22 protein-coding genes are annotated in these 21,648 nt (G+C 72.3%); 13 read left to right on the forward strand and 9 right to left on the reverse strand.

Going from position 1 to position 21,648, the window contains the following annotated elements:
• Positions 1 to 1,200, forward strand: a complete 1,200-nt coding sequence (locus tag Voc01_RS22435) for a sensor histidine kinase (protein ID WP_203929459.1) — start codon at positions 1 to 3, stop codon at positions 1,198 to 1,200.
• A 4-nt stretch (positions 1,201 to 1,204) separates the two neighbouring features.
• On the opposite strand, the gene Voc01_RS22440 is transcribed toward Voc01_RS22435, so the two are convergent.
• The gene (locus Voc01_RS22440) at positions 1,205 to 1,768 is read right to left on the reverse strand and encodes a GTP-binding protein (protein ID WP_203929460.1); all 564 of its coding nucleotides are present in this window, start codon (positions 1,766 to 1,768) and stop codon (positions 1,205 to 1,207) included.
• Positions 1,769 to 1,959: 191 nt separating this feature from the next.
• Here Voc01_RS22440 and Voc01_RS22445 point away from each other — a divergent pair, with 191 nt between their 5' ends.
• On the forward strand, positions 1,960 to 2,481 hold the full coding sequence (locus tag Voc01_RS22445) for a SigE family RNA polymerase sigma factor (protein WP_203929461.1): 522 nt from the start codon (positions 1,960 to 1,962) through the stop codon (positions 2,479 to 2,481).
• Entirely contained in the window at positions 2,478 to 3,845 is a 1,368-nt protein-coding gene (locus Voc01_RS22450; RefSeq protein ID WP_203929462.1) for a YncE family protein, read from the forward strand. The genes Voc01_RS22445 and Voc01_RS22450 overlap by 4 nt, the downstream gene beginning before the upstream one ends.
• Positions 3,846 to 3,883: 38 nt before the next feature.
• On the opposite strand, the gene Voc01_RS22455 is transcribed toward Voc01_RS22450, so the two are convergent.
• The 4 genes from Voc01_RS22455 to Voc01_RS22470 all read right to left on the reverse strand — a co-directional run bounded on the left by Voc01_RS22455 (position 3,884) and on the right by Voc01_RS22470 (position 9,499).
• Positions 3,884 to 4,669, reverse strand: a complete 786-nt coding sequence (locus tag Voc01_RS22455; RefSeq protein ID WP_203929463.1) for a peptidoglycan DD-metalloendopeptidase family protein — start codon at positions 4,667 to 4,669, stop codon at positions 3,884 to 3,886.
• Positions 4,670 to 4,792: 123 nt separating this feature from the next.
• Positions 4,793 to 6,889 (reverse strand): 3-hydroxyacyl-CoA dehydrogenase NAD-binding domain-containing protein, encoded by a 2,097-nt coding sequence (locus Voc01_RS22460; RefSeq protein ID WP_203929464.1) that lies wholly within the window; start codon positions 6,887 to 6,889, stop codon positions 4,793 to 4,795.
• A 25-nt stretch (positions 6,890 to 6,914) separates the two neighbouring features.
• Positions 6,915 to 8,111 (reverse strand): thiolase family protein, encoded by a 1,197-nt coding sequence (locus Voc01_RS22465; protein WP_203929465.1) that lies wholly within the window; start codon positions 8,109 to 8,111, stop codon positions 6,915 to 6,917.
• A gap of 86 nt (positions 8,112 to 8,197) precedes the next feature.
• Positions 8,198 to 9,499, reverse strand: coding sequence for an HRDC domain-containing protein (locus Voc01_RS22470; RefSeq protein WP_373873845.1), 1,302 nt, complete (start codon positions 9,497 to 9,499; stop codon positions 8,198 to 8,200).
• Between the two features lie 225 nt (positions 9,500 to 9,724).
• Here Voc01_RS22470 and Voc01_RS22475 point away from each other — a divergent pair, with 225 nt between their 5' ends.
• Both Voc01_RS22475 and Voc01_RS22480 read left to right on the forward strand, forming a co-directional pair.
• The gene (locus Voc01_RS22475) at positions 9,725 to 10,768 is read left to right on the forward strand and encodes a S1C family serine protease (RefSeq protein WP_203929466.1); all 1,044 of its coding nucleotides are present in this window, start codon (positions 9,725 to 9,727) and stop codon (positions 10,766 to 10,768) included.
• Between the two features lie 51 nt (positions 10,769 to 10,819).
• Positions 10,820 to 11,584: a hypothetical protein gene (locus Voc01_RS22480; RefSeq protein ID WP_203929467.1), complete on the forward strand. Its 765-nt coding sequence runs from the start codon at positions 10,820 to 10,822 to the stop codon at positions 11,582 to 11,584.
• 15 nt (positions 11,585 to 11,599) lie between these two features.
• Here Voc01_RS22480 and Voc01_RS22485 read toward each other — a convergent pair whose 3' ends face one another.
• On the reverse strand, positions 11,600 to 12,166 hold the full coding sequence (locus tag Voc01_RS22485; protein WP_203929468.1) for a DUF3000 domain-containing protein: 567 nt from the start codon (positions 12,164 to 12,166) through the stop codon (positions 11,600 to 11,602).
• A gap of 79 nt (positions 12,167 to 12,245) precedes the next feature.
• Here Voc01_RS22485 and hemE point away from each other — a divergent pair, with 79 nt between their 5' ends.
• Positions 12,246 to 13,322, forward strand: a complete 1,077-nt coding sequence (gene hemE / locus Voc01_RS22490) for a uroporphyrinogen decarboxylase (protein WP_203929469.1) — start codon at positions 12,246 to 12,248, stop codon at positions 13,320 to 13,322.
• Here the strand turns inward: hemE and Voc01_RS22495 are convergent.
• Positions 13,296 to 14,045 carry an SDR family NAD(P)-dependent oxidoreductase gene (locus tag Voc01_RS22495; protein ID WP_203929470.1) on the reverse strand — a complete coding sequence of 250 codons (750 nt, stop codon included), beginning with the start codon at positions 14,043 to 14,045 and terminating at the stop codon, positions 13,296 to 13,298. The genes hemE and Voc01_RS22495 overlap by 27 nt on opposite strands.
• Positions 14,046 to 14,063: 18 nt before the next feature.
• On the opposite strand from Voc01_RS22495, the gene hemG reads away from it, so the two are divergent.
• Both hemG and hemQ read left to right on the forward strand, forming a co-directional pair.
• Positions 14,064 to 15,404 (forward strand): protoporphyrinogen oxidase, encoded by a 1,341-nt coding sequence (gene hemG, locus Voc01_RS22500; protein ID WP_203929471.1) that lies wholly within the window; start codon positions 14,064 to 14,066, stop codon positions 15,402 to 15,404.
• Positions 15,401 to 16,096, forward strand: a complete 696-nt coding sequence (gene hemQ / locus Voc01_RS22505) for a hydrogen peroxide-dependent heme synthase (protein ID WP_203929472.1) — start codon at positions 15,401 to 15,403, stop codon at positions 16,094 to 16,096. The genes hemG and hemQ overlap by 4 nt, the downstream gene beginning before the upstream one ends.
• 18 nt (positions 16,097 to 16,114) lie before the next feature.
• On the opposite strand, the gene Voc01_RS22510 is transcribed toward hemQ, so the two are convergent.
• The gene (locus Voc01_RS22510) at positions 16,115 to 16,555 is read right to left on the reverse strand and encodes a GNAT family N-acetyltransferase (protein ID WP_203929473.1); all 441 of its coding nucleotides are present in this window, start codon (positions 16,553 to 16,555) and stop codon (positions 16,115 to 16,117) included.
• 147 nt (positions 16,556 to 16,702) lie between these two features.
• Between Voc01_RS22510 and Voc01_RS22515 the strand changes: the two genes are divergently transcribed.
• Complete coding sequence (locus Voc01_RS22515) at positions 16,703 to 17,896, forward strand: LCP family protein (RefSeq protein ID WP_239160394.1); 1,194 nt, start codon at positions 16,703 to 16,705, stop codon at positions 17,894 to 17,896.
• Between the two features lie 73 nt (positions 17,897 to 17,969).
• Here Voc01_RS22515 and msrB read toward each other — a convergent pair whose 3' ends face one another.
• The gene (gene msrB, locus Voc01_RS22520) at positions 17,970 to 18,392 is read right to left on the reverse strand and encodes a peptide-methionine (R)-S-oxide reductase MsrB (RefSeq protein WP_203929474.1); all 423 of its coding nucleotides are present in this window, start codon (positions 18,390 to 18,392) and stop codon (positions 17,970 to 17,972) included.
• 102 nt (positions 18,393 to 18,494) lie between these two features.
• Here msrB and Voc01_RS22525 point away from each other — a divergent pair, with 102 nt between their 5' ends.
• The 4 genes from Voc01_RS22525 to def all read left to right on the forward strand — a co-directional run bounded on the left by Voc01_RS22525 (position 18,495) and on the right by def (position 21,605).
• Positions 18,495 to 19,502, forward strand: coding sequence for an LPXTG cell wall anchor domain-containing protein (locus Voc01_RS22525; protein ID WP_203929475.1), 1,008 nt, complete (start codon positions 18,495 to 18,497; stop codon positions 19,500 to 19,502).
• A 68-nt stretch (positions 19,503 to 19,570) separates the two neighbouring features.
• A complete protein-coding gene (gene ligD, locus Voc01_RS22530; protein ID WP_203929476.1) occupies positions 19,571 to 20,584 on the forward strand; it encodes a non-homologous end-joining DNA ligase in 1,014 nt (337 codons plus the stop codon).
• Positions 20,584 to 21,099 (forward strand): glycine cleavage system transcriptional repressor, encoded by a 516-nt coding sequence (locus Voc01_RS22535; RefSeq protein ID WP_203929477.1) that lies wholly within the window; start codon positions 20,584 to 20,586, stop codon positions 21,097 to 21,099. The genes ligD and Voc01_RS22535 overlap by 1 nt, the downstream gene beginning before the upstream one ends.
• Positions 21,096 to 21,605, forward strand: a complete 510-nt coding sequence (gene def / locus Voc01_RS22540) for a peptide deformylase (protein WP_203929478.1) — start codon at positions 21,096 to 21,098, stop codon at positions 21,603 to 21,605. The genes Voc01_RS22535 and def overlap by 4 nt, the downstream gene beginning before the upstream one ends.
• Positions 21,606 to 21,648: the final 43 nt, after the last annotated feature.

Raw genomic sequence — 21,648 nt, forward strand, 5'->3', positions numbered from 1 at the left:
ATGACGGTCTACGACGCCCGCGGGACGGGCAGGATGCGGCTGACCCTGCGGCTGCGGCTGGCCCTGCTCGCCGGGATCCTGCTGCTCATCGGCGGCGCCTTCCTGGTGCTGCTGGCGTGGCTGATCGTCGGCAAGGCCGTCGACTCCAACAACCCGCCGGCCGGCACCAAACTGGTCCGCGCCGACGGCACCGGGGTCGACGCGTCGAGCTGGCAGCGCGAGCGGGCCCGCGACGCCAAACGGGAGACGCTCGCGTTCGGCGCGGTGGCCCTCGTGGCGACCACCGGCTTCGGGGTGGCCGGCGGGTACGTGCTGGCCGGCCGGGCCCTGCGTCCGCTGCACCGCGTCACCACGACGGCCCGGCGCCTGTCCGGCGAGACCCTCGACCAGCGGATCAGCTACACCGGACCGGAGGACGAGGTCGCCGAGCTGGCCGACACGTTCGACGCGATGCTCGACCGGATCGCGGCCGCGTTCGACACCCAGAAGCGGTTCGTGGCCAACGCCTCGCACGAGTTGCGCACGCCGCTGGCCGTGATGCGCACCGAGGTCGAGGTGACCCTCGGCGACAAGGACGCCGACGTGGCCGAGTTCCGGCGGATGGGCACGGTGGTCCGCGACGCCTCGATCCGGGCGAACGCGCTGGTCGAGGCGCTGCTGCTGCTCGCCCGCACGGAGGCGCAGGCGGGTCGCCGGCTGGCCCGCAAGCTGCCCGCCGACCTGGCCGCCGGCGCCGCGGCGGCGCTGTCGGCGGTGGGCCCGGAGATCCGGCGGACCAGCATCGAGGTGCAGCAGGACCTGGCGCCCGCACCGGTCGTCGGCGACTCGAGCCTGCTGGAGCGGTTGGCCGGCAACCTCATCGAGAACGCGGTGCGCTACAACCACCTGCACGGCCGGCTGTGGGTGCGCACCGGGTCCGACGCCACGCACTCCTGGCTGGTGGTGGGCAACACCGGCTTCGAGGTCGACCCGGCTGACGTGCCGGCGCTGTTCGAGCCGTTCCGCCGCGGCGGTCGGGAGCGGACCGGCGCCCGCGGCTCGGGGCTCGGCCTGTCGATCGTGCGCGCGGTGTGCGACGCCCACGGCGGCACGGTGAGCGCGGTGGCGCGGGCCGGCGGCGGGCTCGAGGTGGTCGCGCGGCTCCCGGCCGCCGCCACCACCCCCGTGCTGACGGGGACAGCGGCGGTTCCGGCGAGCTAGCCCATCAGTTCCAGGACGGGAGCCTGGGCGTCCAGATCACGTGCTCGACCAGCGAGACGAGCACGCCCTTGACCGAGTGCCGGTCGCGCGGGTCGCACATGACGACCGGCACGAACGGGTCGAGGTCCATCGCGTTGCGGACCTGTGACGCGCTGTAGTAGTACCGGCCGTCGAAGCTGTTGACCGCCACCAGGAACGGGATGCGCAGCCGGCGGAAGTAGTCGACGGCGACGGCGCAGTCGGCCAGGTGGTGGATGTCGGCGAGCACCACGGCGCCGAGCGCCCCGGCGGCCAGCTCGTCCCACATGACCCAGATCTGCTCCGGGTTGGGCAGCGTCGGATGGTCCAGTTCGGGGGCACCGAAGAGGTAGACCACGATGTCGTGGTCGACCGTGATCCGTCCGAGGTCGACCGGGGTCGGCGTGTCCTCACTCATCCCGAGGATGTTCAGCGGATAGATCTCGCTGACTGCCCCGACAAGTGTCGTCTTTCCGACACCGAAGGCTCCCGCTACGAGAATCTTCAGTGCCTTGGGGACGGGCGGCCGATCGGCAGGCACGGGCCCCATCTATCACCGCCTCCTGGACGCACTGCTGGGTAAGGGGTGGCAACGGACAGCCATACAAACGCAGTCCGCTCGCGCACCCCCTGGGCATATTACGGACACGATGGCCCAGACGTCACGTCCGACTCCCGGGTGATCCCACAGGTTGCCCCTCCAATCATGATGCACCGAGCGTGTAACAGGCGGGAGGTGGGATGGACCAGCAAAGATCGTTCGAGACCTATGTTAGACAACGCGGCCAAGCGCTGTACCGCATTGCCTACCTCCTCACCGGCGACCATCACCACGCCCAGGATCTGGTGCAACAGGCGTTACTCAAAGTAGTCGGACGTTGGCGTCGACTGGCTGCCGACGGCGACCCGGACCCATACGTACGCCGGGTCCTCTACACCGAGCATGTCGGCAGATGGCGAAGAAGTAAACGGACAGTGTCCGAGAGCGGGCCGATCCACCGGGAGCCCGTCGCGGCCGACGGCGCCGACGATCTGGTGGCGGCACTCGCCGTCCGCGAGGCCCTCGCCACGCTCGCCCCGCGACAGCGGGCGGTGATCGTCCTGCGGTACTTCGAGGACCTCACCGAGGCCCAGACCGCCGAGGTGCTGGGCATCCGGGTCGGCACGGTGAAGAGCCAGGCGCGCGACGCGCTGGCCCGGCTCCGCGACCTCGCCCCTTACCTGATCGACGACCGCGACCCCGACCGGGAGGTGCTGCGGTGACCAGGCTGTCCGACGCGCTCCGGACCCTCGCCGACGAGGCTCCGGCGCCGCTGCCACCCCCCGACCTCTGGCGGCGCGGGATGCGCCGGCACCGGCGCCGGCAGGCCGTCGGCGCGGCGACGGCCGCGCTCGTGCTGGTCGGGCTGCTGCTCCCGGTCACCTCGACGCTGGACGCGGAGAGCGCCCGCCCGGCGGACACCGGCCCCGCGATCCCGTCGGCGGTGCAGCGACCGTGGCCGCGGCAGGCACAGGCGACCGACGCGCCGGCCGGTGCGGCCGCGCTCATCGCCACCGGGTACGGCGGCAGCGACGTGTTCGACAACTTCGAGGGCCGCACGCTGGCGGTGAGCCGCGACGGCCGGTACCGCCTGGTCGACGGGCTCGTCGAGGTCGAGGCCGGCGACGGGGCGCACCTGTCGCCCGACGGCCGGCTGCTCGCCGTGGCCGGAGCCGTCGAGGGTGCCGAGGACATCCCCTACGGCGAGACGGCGGTGATCGACCTCGCCGCCGGTCGGGTGAGCCGGGCGGGTGGCGGCCATCCCCTCGGCTGGGCGCCGGACAGCCGCCATCTGCTGCTGTACGACCCCGACGGCCACCGGACCACCCGCTACGACGCGGCCACCGGGTCGTCGTGGGAGCTCGGCCGGCTCGCCGGCACCATCCCGGTGCCGCCGTACGTCACGTTCACCCCCGACGCGTTCCACTTCGTGGTGAGCACCGGGTCGGGCGAGGTCGAGTACGACGAGCGCGGCTCCACGGCGCTGTCGCGCGGCTTCTACGCCCCGGAGTTCCGCTACCGGCTGGCCGGCCCGGCCGCTGTCAACCCCGACGGGCTGCGCGCCTACTGGCAGACCGTGTCCGGATGCAACCCCTCCTGTGCGACATTCACCGAGCCGATCGGCGAGTTCCGCCTGGTGTTCGGCAACCCGGGTGCCCTGCCGTCGTTCGGGGTCAGCGACTTCGACCGGGTCACCGGCTGGATGCCGCGGCTGCTCGGCTGGCTGCCGGACGGGTCGGCGGTGGTCGAGGTGCGGGAGCCGGTGGTGGTGCCGGTCGGCCGGCCGCGGACCGGTCCACCCGGCCGCACCCACGTGGTCGCGCTGAAACCCGGCGGCGGCCGGACCCCGCTCGTCGACCTGCCCGCCGACGCGCACCACGTCGACCTCGCCCGTGACCTCGTGGCCGACGGCCGGTTCGGCGCCGACCCTCCGTCGGCCACGGCGCGCGCGGCCGACTGGGTGCGCGGGCTGCTGGCGCCGCTGCTGGCCGTTCTGGGTGCCGCCGCGGCGGCGGTGGGCGTGGCCCTGTGGCTGCGGCGCCGGCGCCGCAGCGTCCGGCGCAGGTCCTGGACGGCGCCGGGGTAGGGCCGCCCGTACCCCGGTCCCGGCGACGGCCGGCCGCGTCAGGCGCGGGGCATCGGCGCCCCGACCGTCCCCATGAACTGGATCGGGTCGACGGCCGCGGCGTCGGACGTGGGTGGCGCGTTCACGTGCACCTCGTAGTGCAGGTGCGGGAACGACGACCGGCCCGAGCTGCCGATGTAGCCGATGACCTGCCCGGCCTTGACCTTCTGGCCGGCGACCACCGGCGGCTTGGCGATCATGTGGCAGTACAGGGTGGCGACCTTGCCCGGGTGCGCGATCTTCACGTACCAGCCGCACCCGCGCGACTGCGGCGTGCCGTCGACGTCGCAGCTTCCGCCGGGCTGGATGTTGCACACCACCTCGACGATCGTGCCCTGCGCGGCGGCGTGGATCGGCGTCCCCTTGAACGACATCAGGTCGACGCCGCGGTGGGTCGGACGCTGCGGGGTCCGGAACCCGCCCTGCACCTTGAAACCGGGCAGCGGGTGGGTCCACTCGATGTGCGGTGCCGTCGAGGCGGCGGCGCACATCGGCAGCGATCCGGAGCGCTTGACGTGCCCGTCGTGGATGTACGTGCCGTCGGGCAGGCGGTCCCAGAGGTCGGTGTCCCGCTCGGAGCCGGCGACGTACTCGCCCTTCTCCTGGCAGGTCGGATTCACGGGCGTGCCGTGGGTGAGCCTGCCGACCCGCGGGTACCAGCGGGCCGGTCCGGTGCGCACGTTGAGGTTCGCGCCCGGCGAGTTGACCGTGGCGGTGATTCGCGCCGTGGCCGGCTGGGAGCCGATGACTGCTCCCAGCGCGGCCCCGGTCACGGTGGTGACCAAGCAGATCGAAGCTGCCGCGAAGCGACCGCGGATCATCGTCATTCCCCCCGTTGGACGACTACCGGGGAAGACTAGGACGATTCACGTGTCTTATTCGCTATTTTCTGGAATGTCGGAGTTTCCTCACGAAGTTGGCAGGCTGGCCACTCCGCGCGGCAGGAACCGGGAGCCGGTGACGCGCTCGCTGGTTCCGGTGCGGTCGAGATAGGGCGTGATTCCGCCCAGCGGGAACGGCCACCCGGCGCCCAGCAGCATGCACAGGTCGATGTCCTGCGCCTCCGCCACGACACCCTCCTCGAGCATCAGCCGGATCTCCTGCGCCAGCGCGTCGAGGGCCCGCTGCCGCAGCTGCTCGGCCGTCCACGGCTCGGTGCCGACCGACAGCAGCGCGGTGGCCGCCGGGTCGATGTTCCCGTCGGCGTCGTAGAAGCTGGTGCGCCCGTTCTGCACGAGCGTCACCAGGTTGCCGCTGACGCCGAACCGGTCGGGGAACGCCGCGTGCATCACCTCGGCGACGTGCAGCGCCACCGCCGGCCCGACCAGCTGCAGCAGCGCCAACGGCCGCATCGGCAGGCCCAGCGGGTCGAGCGCGGTGTCGGCCACCTCGACCGGCGTGCCGGCGTCGATCGCCTTGTAGACCTCGCTCAGGTACCGGGTGAACAGGCGGTTGACCACGAACGCCGGCGCGTCCTTGACCAGCACGGCCGACTTGCGCAGCGTCTTCGCCACGGCCAGCGCCGTGGCCAGGGTCGCGTCGTCGGTGCGGGCCGCCCGCACGATCTCCAGAAGCGGCAGGACCGCGACCGGGTTGAAGAAGTGGAACCCGACGACCCGCTCCGGGTGCGCCAGGTCGGCGGCCATGTCGGTGACCGACAACGACGACGTGTTGGTGGCGAGGACGCAGTCCTCCCGCACGATCGCCTCGATCTCGGCCCAGACCTGCTTCTTGATCTTCAGGTCCTCGAAGACGGCCTCGATCACGAAGTCGGCGTCGGCGAAAGCGCTCTTGTCGGTGGTGCCGGTGACCAGCGCCTTGAGCTTGGCCGCCGTGCGCTCCGGGAGCCGGCCCTTGCCGAGCAGCTTGTCGACCTCGGCGTGGACGTAGCCGACGCCCTTGTCGACCCGCTCCTGGTCGAGGTCGGTCAGCACGACCGGCACCTCGAGCCGCCGCGCGAACAGCAGCGCCAGCTGCGATGCCATCAGCCCGGCACCGACGATGCCTACCTTGGTGACCGGCCGGGCCAGGCTCTTGTCGGGCGCGCCCGCCGGCCGCTTGGACCGCCGCTGGACCAGGTCGAACGCGTACAGGCTGCTGCGCAGCTCCTCGCTCATCACCAGGTCGGCGATGGCCTCGGTCTCCGCGGCCAGGCCCTCGGCCGTCACCCCGCCCTTTGCTCTGGCGAGCAGGTCGAGCGCGCGGTACGCGGACGGCATCGCGCCGTGAAGGCGCTCGTCGAGCGTCGCTTTCGCGAACTCGATCACGACGTCCCAGTCTTTCGTCTCGACGGCCTTGCGCTCGACGGTGAGCTCGCCGCGGACGACCCCGGCCGCCCACTCCAGCGACCGCTCGAGGAAGTCGGCGGCCTCGAGGAGCACGTCGCTGATCCCGAGCTTGTGCGCGGCCGCCGGCTTGAGGGTCTTCTGGGTGAGCGGGTTCTGCAGGATCACCACGGCCGCGTCGGCGATGCCGATGAGGTTCGGCAGCAGCTGCGTGCCGCCCCAGCCGGGCACGAGCCCCAGCGAGACCTCCGGTAGCGCCAGCGCCGCCGCGCCCGCGCTGAGCGTGCGGTAGTGGCACTGCAGCGCCAGCTCCAGGCCGCCGCCCATCGCCGCGCCGTTGACGAACGCGAACGTGGGGACCGTCGACTCGCGCAGCCGCGCGAAGATCCGGTGGCCGCCCTGCGCCATCTCCAGCGCCTGGCCGCGGTCGGTGACCGTCGGCATCAGCGTGATGTCGGCGCCGACCGCGAAGATGTACGGCTTGCCGGTGACGGCGATGAACGACGGGTCGGCCGCGAACGCCTCGTCGAGCGCGGCGTCGAGGCTGCGCAGGCCGTCGGGGCCGAACGTGTTCGGCTTCGTGTGGTCGTGGCCGTTGTCGAGCGTGATCAGCGCCGCCGGCCGGTTCAGGCCGGGCAGGGTGACGAAGCGCAGCAGCGACTTCGTGACTACCTCTGAGCTCACTGCGCTGCCTCCAAAAGGTCGAAAAGACTGCAACATGACCGCCTCCGCTTCGCTACAGCGATCATGTTGCGCCCTCCCAGTTGGGGTTCTCCCAGATCACGGTGCCGCCCATGCCGATGCCGATGCACATCGCGGTGAGGCCGTACCGCACCTCGGGGTGCTCCGCGAAGTGGCGGGCGAGCTGGGTCATCAGCCGCACGCCGGAGCTGGCGAGCGGGTGGCCCACGGCGATCGCGCCGCCCCACGGGTTGACCCGCCGGTCGTCGTCGGCGATGCCGAAGTGGTCGAGGAACGCCAGCACCTGCACGGCGAACGCCTCGTTCAGCTCGAACAGGCCGATGTCGTCGATCGTGAGGCCGGCCTTCTTCAAGGCCTTCTCGGTGGACGGGATCGGGCCGACGCCCATCACCTCGGGCTCGACGCCGACGAAGCCGTAGCTCACCATCCGCATCGCGATCGGCAGGCCCAGCTCCCGCGCGACGTCCTCGGCCGCCAGGATGCAGGCGGTCGCGCCGTCGTTGAGGCCGGCGGCGTTGCCCGCGGTGACCCGGCCGTGCGGCCGGAACGGGGTACGCAGCGTGGCCATCTTCTCCAGCGCCGTGTCGGGGCGGGGAGCCTCGTCGGTCGTGGCCAGCCCCCACCCGCTCTCGGGATCGCGGGTGGCGACACTCACCAGGTCGGGCTGCAGCTTGCCGGCCTCGTACGCGGCCTTGGTCTTCTGCTGGCTCGCCAGGCCGAACCGGTCGGCCCGCTCGCGGGTGATGTGCGGCAACTGGTCGTGCAGGTTCTCGGCGGTCGCGCCCATCACCAGCGCCGACGGGTCGACCAGCTTCTCGGCCAGGATGCGCGGGTTCGGGTCGACGCCCTCGCCCATCGGGTGCCGGCCCATGTGCTCGACGCCGCCGGCGATCGCGACGTCGTAGGCGCCCATCGCGATGCCGCCGGCCACCGTGGTGACCGCGGTCATCGCGCCGGCGCACATGCGGTCGATCGCGAAGCCGGGGACGCTCTTGGGGAGACCGGCGAGCAGCGCGGCGGTGCGACCGATCGTGAGGCCCTGGTCGCCGATCTGCGTGGTGGCCGCGACGGCCACCTCGTCGACCCGCTCGGGCGGCAGCTCGGGATGCCGCCTCAGCAGCTCACGGATGCACCGGATGACCAGGTCGTCGGCCCGGGTGTGGGCGTACATGCCGCCGGCCTTGCCGAACGGCGTGCGGACGCCGTCGACGAAGACGACGTCTCGGGAGGGACGGGGCACGGAGAGCCTCCTGTAACGGTGACCTTTTCAGCCATGTTACCCGTGAGTAGGGTTCCGTGTGCGTGCACTCCCTCACTACGCCCTCACTACGCCGGAGGCGTGAGCGCCTCCGCGAGCCTCTCGGCGGTGAGGTCGGTCTGCCAGGGGCGGGCGCCGAGCGCGCGCAGCACCACCGTGACGGCCTCCGGCGTCGGCGGGCGGGGCGGGGTCCAGGCCAGCCGGCGCACCAGGTCGGGCGCCAGGATGTTCTCCGGCGGCAGGTGGTGCGTCGCCGACAGCTCGGCCACCACGGCGCGCGACCGGGTGAGCCGGCCGGCGGCGACCGGGTCGCGCTCGGCCCAGCGGTGCGGCGGCGGCGGTCCGTCGGCCGGCGGGGTGGTCGGCAGCGCCGACTCGGGCAGGGCCCGCACGGCTGACAACGCGTCGAGCCACACCCCGGCGAGGCGGCGCACCGAGCGTCCACCGAAGCCGGTGATCTGGAGCAGGGTCCGCTCGTCCTTCGGGTCCGACTCGGCGGCGGCGATGATCGCGGCGTCGGCCAGCACCCGGCCCGGGCTCACGTCGCGGCGGGCGGCGATCTGGTCACGGGCCTGCCACAGCGCCCGCACGCGGGCCAGCGCCCGGGCGCCACGCACCCGGTGGATGCCCGACGTGCGTCGCCACGGGTCGGCCCGCTGCCGCGGCGGCGCACCCGCCGACGCGGCCAGGGCCGCGAACTCCTGCGCCGCCCACTCGGCCTTGCCCTGCTTCTCCAGCTCGTTGCCGAGGATCTCGCGGAGCTCCAGGAGCAGCTCGACGTCGAGCGCGGCATAGGCCAGCCAGCTCCCCGGCAGCGGACGGGTGGACCAGTCGGCCGCCGAGTGGTGCTTCTCCAGCCGGTACCCGAGCAGGTTCTCGGTGAGCGCGGCGAGCCCGACCCGCTCGAGGCCGCACAGCCGGGCGGCCAGCTCGGTGTCGAACAGCCGGGGTGGCAGCAGTTTCAGCTCGGCGAGGCAGGGCAGGTCCTGGCTGGCGGCGTGCAGGATCCACTCGGTGTCGGCGATCGCCGCCTGCAGCACGGTGAGGTCGTCGAACGCCACCGGGTCGACCATCACCGTGCCGGCGCCCTCGCGGCGCAGCTGCACCAGGTAGGCCCGGTGGGTGTAGCGGTAGCCCGAGGCCCGCTCGGCGTCGACCGCGACCGGGCCGGTGCCGGCGGCGAACCGCGCGGCGGCCTCGGCCAGCTCGGTGGCCGAGGTGATGGGTGTCGGGGTCCCGTCTCGTGGGGCGACGAGGAGAACCGGTTCGGGCGCGATGGATTCGCCCGGGTCTGTGCCTGTTCCGCCCGCCTCCGCGGGCGCGGGCGGGCCGACCTCGGCCGGCTCGTCACCAGCGGATGCAACCGTCACCTTGACCACGTTACGGCGCGACGAAGAACAGGTGACGGACTGGTCCGGTGGCACGCCGTAGCTCTGTTGGGAGGCAGTGCAGAAAAATCGGTCCTAATCGTCGCCGATTCCGATGAAGACAACTGTCACTTCCGACCGGTACGGTCGCCGGGACCGGAGAGTTGCCGCCCGTCGCTAGGGTGGGCGGGTGCCGGCTCCGGAGCCGGTAAGGGGAGGACAAAGCGCATGACGGGGTACGAAGCCGCCCATCAGGCTGCCCGAACCCCGCCGGGCGAATCCGGCGAAGGTGGCAGCTCCGCCCAGCGGCTCGGGCCGCACCCGCCGCGCATGGAGCCGCACACCGGCGGATTCTCGACCTCGGCCTTCCAGGCGCACAGGCCGGCGAACCCCACCTCCTCGTTCCCGGTGGGCACCGGCAGCCCCGCGGTCCCCTCGCAACCGGCGCCGACCAGTACTCCCACCGGCGCGTTCCACGGCTACAGCCAGCCGCCGGCCCCGCGGCGCAGCCTGCTGCCCGCGTTGACGCTGTTCCTGGTGGTGCTGCTCACCGGTGTCGCGGTCGTGCAGGCGATCATGCTCGCCGACACCCGCGACAAGCTCGACAAGGTCCGGGCCGACTCGGCCGCGCAGCGCACCGCCGCGCAGGAGGAGGCCAAGGGCCTGGAGGAGCGTACGAAGGAGCTGGAACGGCGCGCCGGCAACACCCTCGACGCGGCCGCCGTGGCCGCCAACGTGCTGCCCAGTGTCTTCCGGGTCACCTCGCAGGCCGGCACCGGCACCGGGTTCGCCTTCGCGAACCAGACGCCCGAGGGCGGCACGAACGTCATCACGAACTACCACGTGATCGACGCGAACTGGGAGTCCGGCCGGCGTGAGGTCGACCTCGAGCAGCAGAACCGCCGGTTCAAGGGCCAGATCACCAAGGTCGACAAGGACGCCGACCTGGCGATCATCCAGGTCACCGACGCGTTCCCGCGCCTGGCGTCGGCGCCCGAACCGGCCAAGCCCGGCCAGCCCGTGGTGGTCGTCGGCTCCCCGCTCGGCCTGGAGGACTCGGTCACCAGCGGCGTCATCAGCGCCCAGCGCACGATCAACGGGGGTCCCGTACTGCAGTTCGACGCTCCGGTGAACCCGGGCAACTCGGGCGGGCCGATCGTGAACGCACAGGGCCAGGTCGTCGGTGTGGTGAACGCCAAGCTCAACAACGCCGAGGGGATCAGCCTCGGCATCCCCGTGGCCGTCGTATGCCAGAACCTCGGTATCTGCTGAAGGTGTCTGCCCAGGGTCCGCCCTGATTCGTATTTGCAAGCTGGAGGAGCAATGTCATACCCCGGTGACCCCGCAGGGCAGCAGCCGGCATACCCCCCGTCCTACTCCGACCCCAACCAGGGCGGTTACCAGCCGCCGCAGGCCAGCCCGTTCGGGCAGCCGCAGCCGCAGTCGGCGCCGCCGGCGCCCGGCCAGCCCTACCCACCGGCGCCCGGTCAGCCGTTCTCGTCGCCGCCCGCGCCGGCCGGCTACGGCCCCGACCAGACCGCCCCGTACAGCGGGGCCGGCGGCTACGGCGGCTACGACCCCAACGCGGGGGTTCCGCCGACCTCCGGCCCGGCGTTCGGCGCCGGCCTGCCGCCGACCAGCGGCCCGGGGCCGATGGGTCCGATGGGTCCGACGCCGCCCACCTCGGGGCAGCCGAAGAGCAAGCTGGTGCCGATCTTCGCGTCGCTGATGGTGGTGTTCCTGCTGGCGACCGCCGTGGTCACGGTCCTGTACATCACCAAGAACGGTGACTACAACGACACCAAGAAGGCCGCCCAGGCCAAGGAGCAGCAGCTCTCCGGCGACCTGAAGAAGACCCAGGACGACCTGAAGAAGGCGCAGGACGACCTGGCCACCGCCAAGCGTGACCTCGGCGGCTCCCAGGCGCAGGCCGACGAGCTGGCCCGCCAGAAGGCGGTCATCTCGAAGTGCTTCCGGCTCCTGATCGAGGCCAGCCAGGCCATCGCGGCCGGCAACCAGGCCCTGGCCGACCAGAAGCGCGCCGAGTACACCCCGGTCTGCAACGAGGCCGACCGCTACTTGGACTAGCTCCTGCCCCGGGGGTCACTGGGCTCGGCGTTCCGCCAGCTCGGTGACTCCCGGCGGGGGCAGGCCGGCCGTCGAGGCGAGCACCTCGCACCAGGCGTTCAGGTGCGCCGTGAGGTCCGCGTCGACGGGGGTCCAGGAGGCGCGGATCTCCATGTCGGCCGCGGGTGGTGGGCCGACGAGCGAGCCGAACCGGGTCGACAGGGTCTGTGTCACCGTGCCGCCCATGGCGCGGTGCTCGGCGCCGTAGGCGTCGAGCGCGTCGGTGAGCCAGCTCCAGCCGACGCCGGGCAGCAGCGGATCGGCGGCCAGCTCCGGCTCCAGCTCGGCGGTGACGTACGTGACCAGCCGCAGCGTTCCCTCCCAGGCCTCGTGGCCGTCGGGATCGTGGAGCAGGATCAGCCGGCCCGTCGCCACCTCCTCGTCCTGGCGGACCACGGCTCCGGAGAGCGCGAAGGCGTACGGGGCCAGGCGCTGCGGCGCGGGTATCTCGCTCAGCTCGATCTCCGGCCGGGGCCGCACCGAGCGGAGAGCCTCGACCGCACGGGCGAACGCCGGCGGAGCGGCCGGTGGTGCGGCGGTCATGCTCGCAGCCTAGGCGCGTGCGCATCGATTGGTGCGCTGCGCCACGGGGTAAATACCGCCCGGATTACCATGACGGGCGATGAACGAGTCGAGTACGACCCCCTTTCTCGCCGCCTGCCGTGGTGAACCCGTCCCGTACACGCCGGTCTGGTTCATGCGTCAGGCCGGCCGGTCACTGCCCGAGTACCGGGCGATCCGCGCCGGGATACCGATGCTCGAAGCCTGCCGGCAGCCCGACCTGATCTGCGAGATCACGCTGCAGCCGGTGCGGCGGCACAAGGTCGACGCGGCGATCCTGTTCAGCGACATCGTGGTGCCGCTCGCCGCGGCCGGCGTCGACGTCGACATCAAGCCGGGCGTCGGCCCGGTGGTGGCCGACCCGGTCCGCGACAGGGCCGCGGTGGCGAAGCTGCCGCACCTGTACGCCGACTCGGTGAGCTTCGTCGCCGAGGCGGTGGAGCTGCTGGTCAAGGAGCTGGGCGGCACGCCGTTGATCGGGTTCGCCGGCGCGCCGTTCACCCTCGCCAGCTACCTCGTGGAGGGCGGGCCGTCGCGCACCCACGCGAAGACGAAGGCGCTCATGTACTCGGCGCCCGACGTGTGGCACGCGCTCTGCGAACGGCTGGCCGAGATCACGTCGAGCTTCCTGAACATCCAGATCGGCGCCGGCGCCTCGGCGGTGCAGCTGTTCGACTCGTGGGCGGGCGCGCTGTCGGAGGCCGACTACCGGCACTACGTGCTGCCGCACTCGACGAACGTGCTCGAGGGCCTGCCGGCGGGGGTCCCGCGCATCCACTTCGGCGTCGGCACCGGCGAGCTGCTGGGCGCGATGGCCGAGGCCGGCGCCGACGTGCTCGGGGTCGACTGGCGCACCCCGCTGTCGGCCGCGGCGGCCCGCGTCCCCGGCAAGCCGTTGCAGGGCAACCTCGACCCGTGCGTGCTCTTCGCGCCCGACGACGTGATCGACCTGGAGGTGCGCCGCGTGCTGGCCGAGGGCCGCACGGCACCCGGGCACGTGTTCAACCTCGGCCACGGCGTACTGCCGGAGACCGAGCCCGACCGGATCACCCGGGTGGTCGAGCTCGTGCACGAGCACAGCCGGCGGAGCGCAGCGGAGCCGGCTACCGGCTCACCGGTTCCTGGCGCCCAGCCGTAGGCCCTGCCAGGAGCCGTCGGCGTACCAGCCGCCGTCGACGTTGAGCATCGTGCCGTTGACGAAGCCGCTGCGGGCCGGATCGGCGAGGAACGCGATCGCCTGCGCGATGTCGTCGGGCTGGGCGAACCGGCCCATCGGCACGTGGTCGGTGATGTCGCTGTCGACGTAGAGGGCGCTGGCCTGCGCGTCGTCGTCCATCTCCGTCTTGACCCAGCCCGGGCAGACGGCGTTGACCCGCACCCCGCGGCCGCCCCACTCCACCGCGAGGGTGCGCGTGAGCCCGACCAGGCCGTGCTTGCTGGCGTTGTAGGCGGCCCGGTCGGCGATGCCCATCAGGCCGGCCACCGAGGCGACGTTGACGATCGACCCGCCGCCGGCCTCGAGCATCTGCCGGCCGAACGCCTGGCAGAGGAGGAACGCTCCGGTGAGGTTGACGTCGATCACGCGGCGGAACCGGGACGGGTCGATGCCCTCGGCCGGGCCGATGTCGGCGATCCCGGCGTTGTTCACGAGCACGTCGACGCGGCCGAGGGTGTCGCGTACCCGGTCGGCGAAGCCGGCCACGTCGGCGTCGTCGGCGACGTCGCCGGTGACGCCGAGCGCGAAACCCTCGACCGGCTGCCGGTCGAGGACCGCGACCGTGTAGCCCTCGCCGGCCAGCACCTCGGCGGTGCGCCGGCCGATTCCCTGAGCGGCACCCGTCACAACTGCGACTCCAGACATGGTGGGCAGAATAGGCACATGCGGATCGTGGTCGTCGGAGGCGGGGTCGCCGGGTTGGCCGCGGCCCACCGGGCCGCCCAGCTGGGGGCCGACGTACAGGTCATCGAGCAGTCACCGGCGGTCGGAGGCAAGCTGCGCACGGTGCCGCTGCCGTCGGGCCAGCCGGTCGACTCCGGAGCCGAGGCGTTCGCGGTGCGCGACCCGCAGACCGGCGAGCCGAGCCCCGCGTTCGAGCTGGCGCGGGAGCTCGGGCTCGACGGCGACCTGGTGGCGCCGGCGGTCAGCCGGGCCGCCGTGCTCGGGCCCGACGGGCTGGAGCCGATCCCGGCCGGCACGCTGATGGGCATCCCCGGGGAGGCGGCCGCGGAGACCGCCCCCTACAACGGCCCGCTGCTGGCGCCCGGGGCCGACGTGGCGGTCGGCGACCTCGTGCGGCGCCGGCTGGGCGCGTCGGTGGTCGACCGGCTCGTCGACCCGATGCTGGGCGGGGTCTACGCGGGCCGGGCCGACGACCTGTCGCTCGCGGCGACGATCCCGGCGCTCGCCACCGCCCTCGCCGGGTCACCGACGCTCACCGGCGCGGTGCGTGCCGTGCTCGCGGCCCGTCCCAAGGATCCGACCCCGCTCTTCAAGACCCTCGCCCGGGGACTGGGCAGCCTGGTCGACGCGCTCGCCGCCGCGGTCGGCGCCGACCGGGTGCACACCGGACGGCCCGTGCGCGAGCTGTGCCGCACGCGCGACGGCCGGTGGCGGCTCACCGTGGGATCGACCCGTGACCCGCAGAACCTGCTGGCCGACGGGGTGGTGCTCGCGGTTCCCGCTCGCCCGGCCGAGAGGCTGCTGGCGAACGTGGCGCCGATCGACCTGAACCTGGACTACGCGAGTGTGGCGCTCGTGACAGCGGCGCTGCCGGAGGCAGCCCTCCCCGAATACTCCGGGCTTCTCGTCCCGTCCGGTTCCCGTATCCACATAAAAGCCGTCACTTTCCTCGACCGCAAGTGGCCCCACCTGCGCCGACCCGGACGGACGCTGGCCCGCCTCTCGCTCGGGCGGTTCGGCGAGGAGAGCGTGCTGCAACGGCCCGACGGAGAGCTCGTGGAGACGGCGCTGGGCGACCTGGCCGACATCGTGGGCACGCCGCGACGGGCGCTCGAGTCGTCGGTGCACCGGTGGGGCGGCGCGTTGCCGCAGTACGCGCCGGGACATCCGGCCCGGGTCGCGGCCGCGCGGTCCGCGCTGCCGCCCGGCCTCGCGCTCGCCGGCGCGGCCTACGACGGGGTCGGCGTTCCGGCGTGCGTGCGGTCTGGGCGGACGGCGGCGGAGGCCGTCGTCGCGGCGGTGGAAGAATCGATGGCATGACCTCGAACGCGGCCCGCATCCGGGAGCTGAACGACACCATCCGGTACACGATGTGGTCGGTCTTCAAGGTGACCTCGCCGTTGGGTCCCTCCCGGCCTGAGATGGCCACCGAGGTCGGGGACCTGTTCGGGCAGCTGGCGGGCAAGGACGTGGTGGTGCGCGGCCTCTACGACGTGGCCGGGCTCCGCGCCGACGCCGACTACATGATCTGGTGGCACGCGTCGTCCGCCGACCTCCTGCAGGACGCCTACGGCGCCTTCCGCCAGACCTCGCTCGGCCAGCACTCGACCGGCGTGTGGTCGGCGATGGCGCTGCACCGGCCGGCCGAGTTCAACAAGAGCCACATCCCGGCGTTCCTGGCCGGGGAGGAGGCGCGCGCGTACGTGTGCGTGTACCCGTTCGTGCGGTCGTACGAGTGGTACCTGCTGCCCGACGAGGAGCGGCGCGACATGCTGGCCGAGCACGGCCGGCAGGCGCGCGGGTACCCGGACGTGCGGGCCAACACGGTGGCGAGCTTCGCCCTCGGCGACTACGAGTGGATGCTGGCCTTCGAGGCCGACGAGCTGCACCGCATCGTCGACCTGATGCGCGACCTGCGCGCGTCGCGGGCGCGCCGGCACGTGCGCGAGGAGGTCCCGTTCTACACAGGCCGCCGCCGCGACGTCGCCGACCTGGTGGCCGGCCTGCCCTAGCTGGCGGCTAGGCCTGCGTCAGGCCCTGCGCATCGGGGTGTGGGGGATGCCGTCCTCCAGGTACTCCGGGCCGTACGCCTCGAACCCGAACCTGCTGTACCAGCCGACGAGGTGGCTCTGCGCGTCGAGCACCGTGGGCGCCGCGGGGTCGATCTCCAGGGCGGCGGCCATCAGCCGCTTGGCGTGCCCCTCGCCGCGGGCCTTGCGGGCGGTGACCACGCGCCCGATGCGCATCGATCCATCGGACTCGGTGAGTACGCGAAGGTACGCCAGTGGCGCGGCGGGATCGGCACCCGCGGTGACCCACAAGTGTCGGGTTCCCGGCTCGTTGTCGCGGCCGTCGAGCTCCGGGTAGGCACACGACTGCTCGACCACGAAGACGTCGACCCGGAGTTTCAGCAGCGCATACAGGACATCCGGGGCCAGGTCGGCAAACGACTCGTTATGGATGGTCGTCACTGGGTACCTTTCCTGGGCGTTTTTTCACCTTACTCTCAGCAACCCTTGAGCCAGGAACTGGCGCGCCCGCGTTAACGTTTATTTGATCATCTCTGAAACAACGGAACAGCATGCTCGACCCGTTCTAGAGGTATGGGGTCCACACGAATGAGCGCCGGGACGCGGCAGGCACGTGCGGGCGCGGGTCAGGCACCCGCGCGACGCCGCGATCCACTGTGGGCGAAGGCGTTCGTGTTGTTCGGGGCACTGCTGATGGTGGCCGCCGGCGGGGCGATCGTCGCCAAGAACGCGCTGTTCAACTACGCGACCCGCAGCGTCTCGGAGGAGAACCTGCTCGGGTCGGCCGGCAGCGCCAACCTGCAGCGCGGGCACGTCGACATCACCGGCGCGAAGAACATCCTGCTCGTGGGCACCGACCAGCGGCCGTGGGAGCCCGAGGGCAAGGACCTGGTGCGGGCCGACTCGATCATCGTCCTGCACATCCCGGCCGACCACGCGTCGGCGTACCTCGTCTCGATTCCGCGTGACACCTGGGTCGAGGTGCCGGCGTTCGACAACGGCGTCCGGAAGATCGGCCGCCAGTACGACAAGATCAACGGAGCGTTCGGCCTGGGTGGTCAGGGCCTCACGGGCGCGCAGGCGCGGGCGAAGTCGATCCAGCTGCTCGCGCTCACGATCAAGGAGCACTGGCAGATCGAGTTCGACGCGGCGGCGATCGTCGACTTCAACGGCTTCAAGGACGTGGTCAACGTGCTGGGCGGGGTCGACATGTACGTCGACCAGGACGTCACGTCCGTCCACATCGGGTTCACCGCGAGCGGCGAGCAGAAGGTGCCGTTCAAGCAGTACAACTGCAACGGCGGCGCGACGTGCCTGCAGGCGATCCCCGGGGTCACGCCGAAGAAGTACACCGTCGGCTACCAGCACCTGGAGCCGTGGGAGGCCCTCGACTACGTGCGCCAGCGCGAGACGCTGCCGAACAGCGACTACGACCGGCAGCGCCACCAGCAGCAGTTCCTGAAGGCGCTGTTCACGAAGATGCTGAGCAAGGACGTGCTGACCAACCCGTTGCAGTTCAACAAGGTCGTCGGCGTCGTCGGCAAGGCGATGACCATCGACTCGGGCGGCATCGACCTCGAAGACTGGGCCTTCGCGATGAAGAACATCGGCGGCGACGACCTGGTCACCCTGAAGACCAACAACGGCACGTTCAACGCCTCACCCGACAACCGCGGTGCCGAAGCGCTCGATGAGCTGACGGTGGAGCTGCTCACCTCGATCAGGGAGAACCGGGTGGAGGAGTTCGTGGCCGCCCACCCGGATCTCGCGACGGCGAGCTAGGCCGCACCGTTCCTCGGTCGCGACGACGCCCCCGATCGGCGCACGCCTCGACGACGGCGCGACCGCCGCACGACTACTCGCTGGGTTCCAGGCGGATCGACAGTGAGTTGACGCAGTGCCGGGTGTTCTTCGCGGTCATGCGTTCGCCGCGGAAGACGTGTCCGAGGTGCGAGTCGCAGTTGGCGCAGCGGATCTCGGTGCGCACCATGCCGAGCGTCCGGTCCTCGATCTCGACGACCGTGCCGGGGATCGCGTCGTCGAAGCTGGGCCAGCCGCAGTGCGAGTCGAACTTGGTGGTGCTGTCGAAGAGCTTGGCGCCGCAGGCGCGGCAGTGGTAGACGCCGGCGGTCTTCGTGTCCACGTACTCGCCGCTCCAGGCCGGCTCGGTGCCGGCCTGACGGAGCACCCGGAACTCGGCCGGCGTCAGCCGGACCCGCCACTCGTCCTCGGTGCGGGGTAACTCCCGCGTCGCGCCGTCGTTCTTGTCTTCGGTCATTCCTCAACGGTACGACCTCGGCGTGGCCTGTTCCGTTTGGTCCGTTTTGCTAGCTATGGTGCTTTCTGCTGTTGCTGTTACGGATGATGACGGGGAGACCTGATGAGGAAGTTGGTGGGCGCGCTGGCCATGGGGGCGGCGGGCGCGGTCGGCGCACTGTCCCTGGCCCCGACGGCGGCACAGGCCACCGTCGCGCCGGTGCTGGAGACGTGTGGCTGCGACCACCTCGGTCAGTGGCTTCCCGGCGGCGACATGGGCCTGGACCCCGGGTTCGCCCCGGCCGGCAGCGCCGACGGTCCCGGCGGCCACGGGCGCGGTGCCGCGCGTGCGTACGGCGCCGGCGCCGGCGCGGGCTCCGACGATGGTTACGGCAACGGCGGTGGGCGCGGCCATGGTCACGGCAATGGCAGCGGTCACGGTGACGGCGGCGGTCGGGGCCATGGTGACGGCGGCGGCAATGGCGGCGGCAGTGGGACCGGCAGCGGGACCGGCCATGGGACGGGCGGCGGCGGCTCCCGGGGTGGCGACGGCTACGGCGGCCCCGGTGGAACCGGTGGCGAGGGCCCGGGCGGTGGAGGTCCGAGCGGCTCCGGTGGCGAGGGCCCCGGTGGCGGGGGTCCCAGCGGCGGGCAGCCCGGCGGCAACGGTGGTGCCAGCGGTGGGGAGCAGCCGGGCGGTGAACAGCCCAGTGGTAGTGGTGGTGCCAGCGGCGGCGAGGGTCCCGGCGGGGGTCCCGGCGGCGGGCAACCCGGTGGCAACGGTGGTGCCAGCGGCGGGGAGCAGCCGGGCGGCGAACAGCCGAGCGGTAGTGGTGGTGCCAGCGGCGGCGAGGGTCCCGGTGGGGAACTGCCGGGCGAGGGGCCGACCGGTTCCGGCGGGGCCAGCGGCGAGGTCCCCGGCGGCGGGACCGGTGGAGCCAGCGGACTGCCCGACGACTCGTCGGGTGGGGGTGGGGTCAGCGGCCAGGGCACACTGCCGACCACCGGTGCTTCGGTCGAGGTGCTGACCGCCGGGGGAGCGGCGCTGGTGGCCGCCGGCGGGCTGCTCGTGTACGGGGCCCGCGCCCGTCGTCGGCCCTCGCCCCGGCCGCGGCGGGCCGTCGCCGGCTGACCCGCGCACGTGGCCGGCCAGCCTGCGTGCACGCGGTGCAGCCCACGGTGCTGCCGTAGGGTCGCCTCATGGCGAAACCGGAAGTGGCGCAGATCGAGGTCGCGGGCCGGCAGGTGCGGCTGACCAGCCCGGACAAGGTCTACTTCCCGCAGCGCGGCTACACCAAGCGCGACGTCTTCGAGTACTACCTCGCCGTCGGCGACGGGATCTTCCGGGCGCTCCGTAACCGGCCCACCACGTTGCAGCGGTTCCCGGAGGGCATCGAGGGCGAGATGTTCTTCCAGAAGCGGCTCTCGACCCGCGGTGTTCCGCCGTGGGTCGAGAGCGCGACGATCGCGTTCCCCGGCGGGCGCACCGCCGACGAGCTGTGCCCGGCCGACCTGGCGCACGTGGCGTGGGCGGCCCAGATGGGCACGATCGTGTTCCACCCGTGGCCGGTGCGCAAGGAGAACGTCGACAACCCCGACGAGCTGCGCATCGACCTCGACCCGCAGCCGGGCACCGACTTCGACGACGCGGTCGAGGCGGCCGGCGCGCTCCGGGAGGTCCTCGACGAGCTCGGGTGGACCGGCTGGCCCAAGACCTCCGGCGGTCGCGGGGTGCACGTATACGTGCGCATCAAGCCGGAGTGGACGTTCGTCGAGGCGCGCCGGGCCGGCATCGCCCTGGCCCGGGAGGTGGAGCGGCGCCGTCCCGACAAGGTCACCACCAACTGGTGGAAGGAGGAGCGCGGGCAGCGCGTGTTCATCGACTACAACCAGATGGCCCGCGACCGCACCATCGCCTGCGCGTACTCGCTGCGGGCCAACGCCCGCGCCACGGTGTCGGCGCCGGTGACCTGGGACGAGCTGACCGAGGTCGAACCCGACGATTTCGACCTGCGTACGATGCCGAAGCGGTTCGCCGAGACCGGTGACCCGCACGCCGGCATCGACGACTCGGCGGTCGACATCACCCCGCTCCTGGAGTGGTACGCGGCCGACGAGCGCGGCGACATGCCGTACCCGCCGGAGTACCCGAAGATGCCGGGTGAGCCGAAGCGGGTCCAGCCGAGCAAGGACCGAGACCTGAAGGACAAGTAGTGGGTGAACTGGCCGTCACGGTCATCGGGCACGACCGGCCGGGCATCATCGCCGACGTGGCGGAGGTGCTGTCGGGGCTCGGCATGAACCTGACCGACTCGACGATGACCCGGCTACGCGGGCACTTCGCGATGACGCTGATCTGCACCGGCGACCACCCGCCCGCCGACGTGGAGAAGGGCCTCGCGACGCTGACCGGCGACGGGTCGCTCGACGTGTCGGTGCGGCCGGTCCGGCCGGAGGCCGAGCCCGCCGCAGGCGGGCTACCTTACGTACTCACGGTCCACGGGGCCGACCGGCTGGGCATCGTCGCCACCGTGGCCCGGGCCGTGGCGGAGGCGGGCGGGAACGTCACCGATCTCACCACGCGGCTCGCCGGGGAGCTGTACCTCCTGGTCGCGGAGGTCGACCTGCCGGCGGCCGAGGCCGACCGGCTCACCGAGCGGTTGGCCGGGGTCGCCGGCGTGCTCAACGTCGACGCGGCGCTGCGGCCCGGCGAGGCCGACGTCCTGTGACCGGTGTCATCAGGCCGGTCGTCAGAGCGCCCGCCGGGGTGCTGGGCACGGCCGGGAAAGAGGTGGACCCGCTCTCGGCCGAGGTGCGGCAGCTCGTCGAGGACCTGTTCGCCACGATGGCCGTGTCGCCCGGGTGCGTCGGGCTGGCCGCGCCGCAGGTCGGCGTGTCGGCGCGGGTGTTCGTCGTCGACGTCACCGGGCACCCGAAGACGCGCACCTGCCACGGCGCGTTCGCGCTGTGCAACGCCGAGGTGGTGTCGGCCAGCAAGTGGGAGAAGGGCCGCGAGGGCTGCATGTCGGTGCCGGACCTCACCGGAGACGTGCGCCGCGCCGGCAACCTGGTGGTCACCGGCGTGGCGCCCGGTACGGGGGAGCAGGTGGAGATCCGGACCAACGCGTTCGAGGCGCGTGCGCTCCAGCACGAGATCGACCACTGCTCCGGATACCTGTTCCTCGACAAGGTCGCCGGCGCCCACGCGATCTACCCGCGGAAGACGTACCTCTAGGGTCCCGTCGTTGATTCGCATGCTCGGGTTGCTGTTGATCGTT

Source organism: Virgisporangium ochraceum (genome assembly GCF_016863655.1).
Lineage (GTDB): Bacteria > Actinomycetota > Actinomycetes > Mycobacteriales > Micromonosporaceae > Virgisporangium > Virgisporangium ochraceum.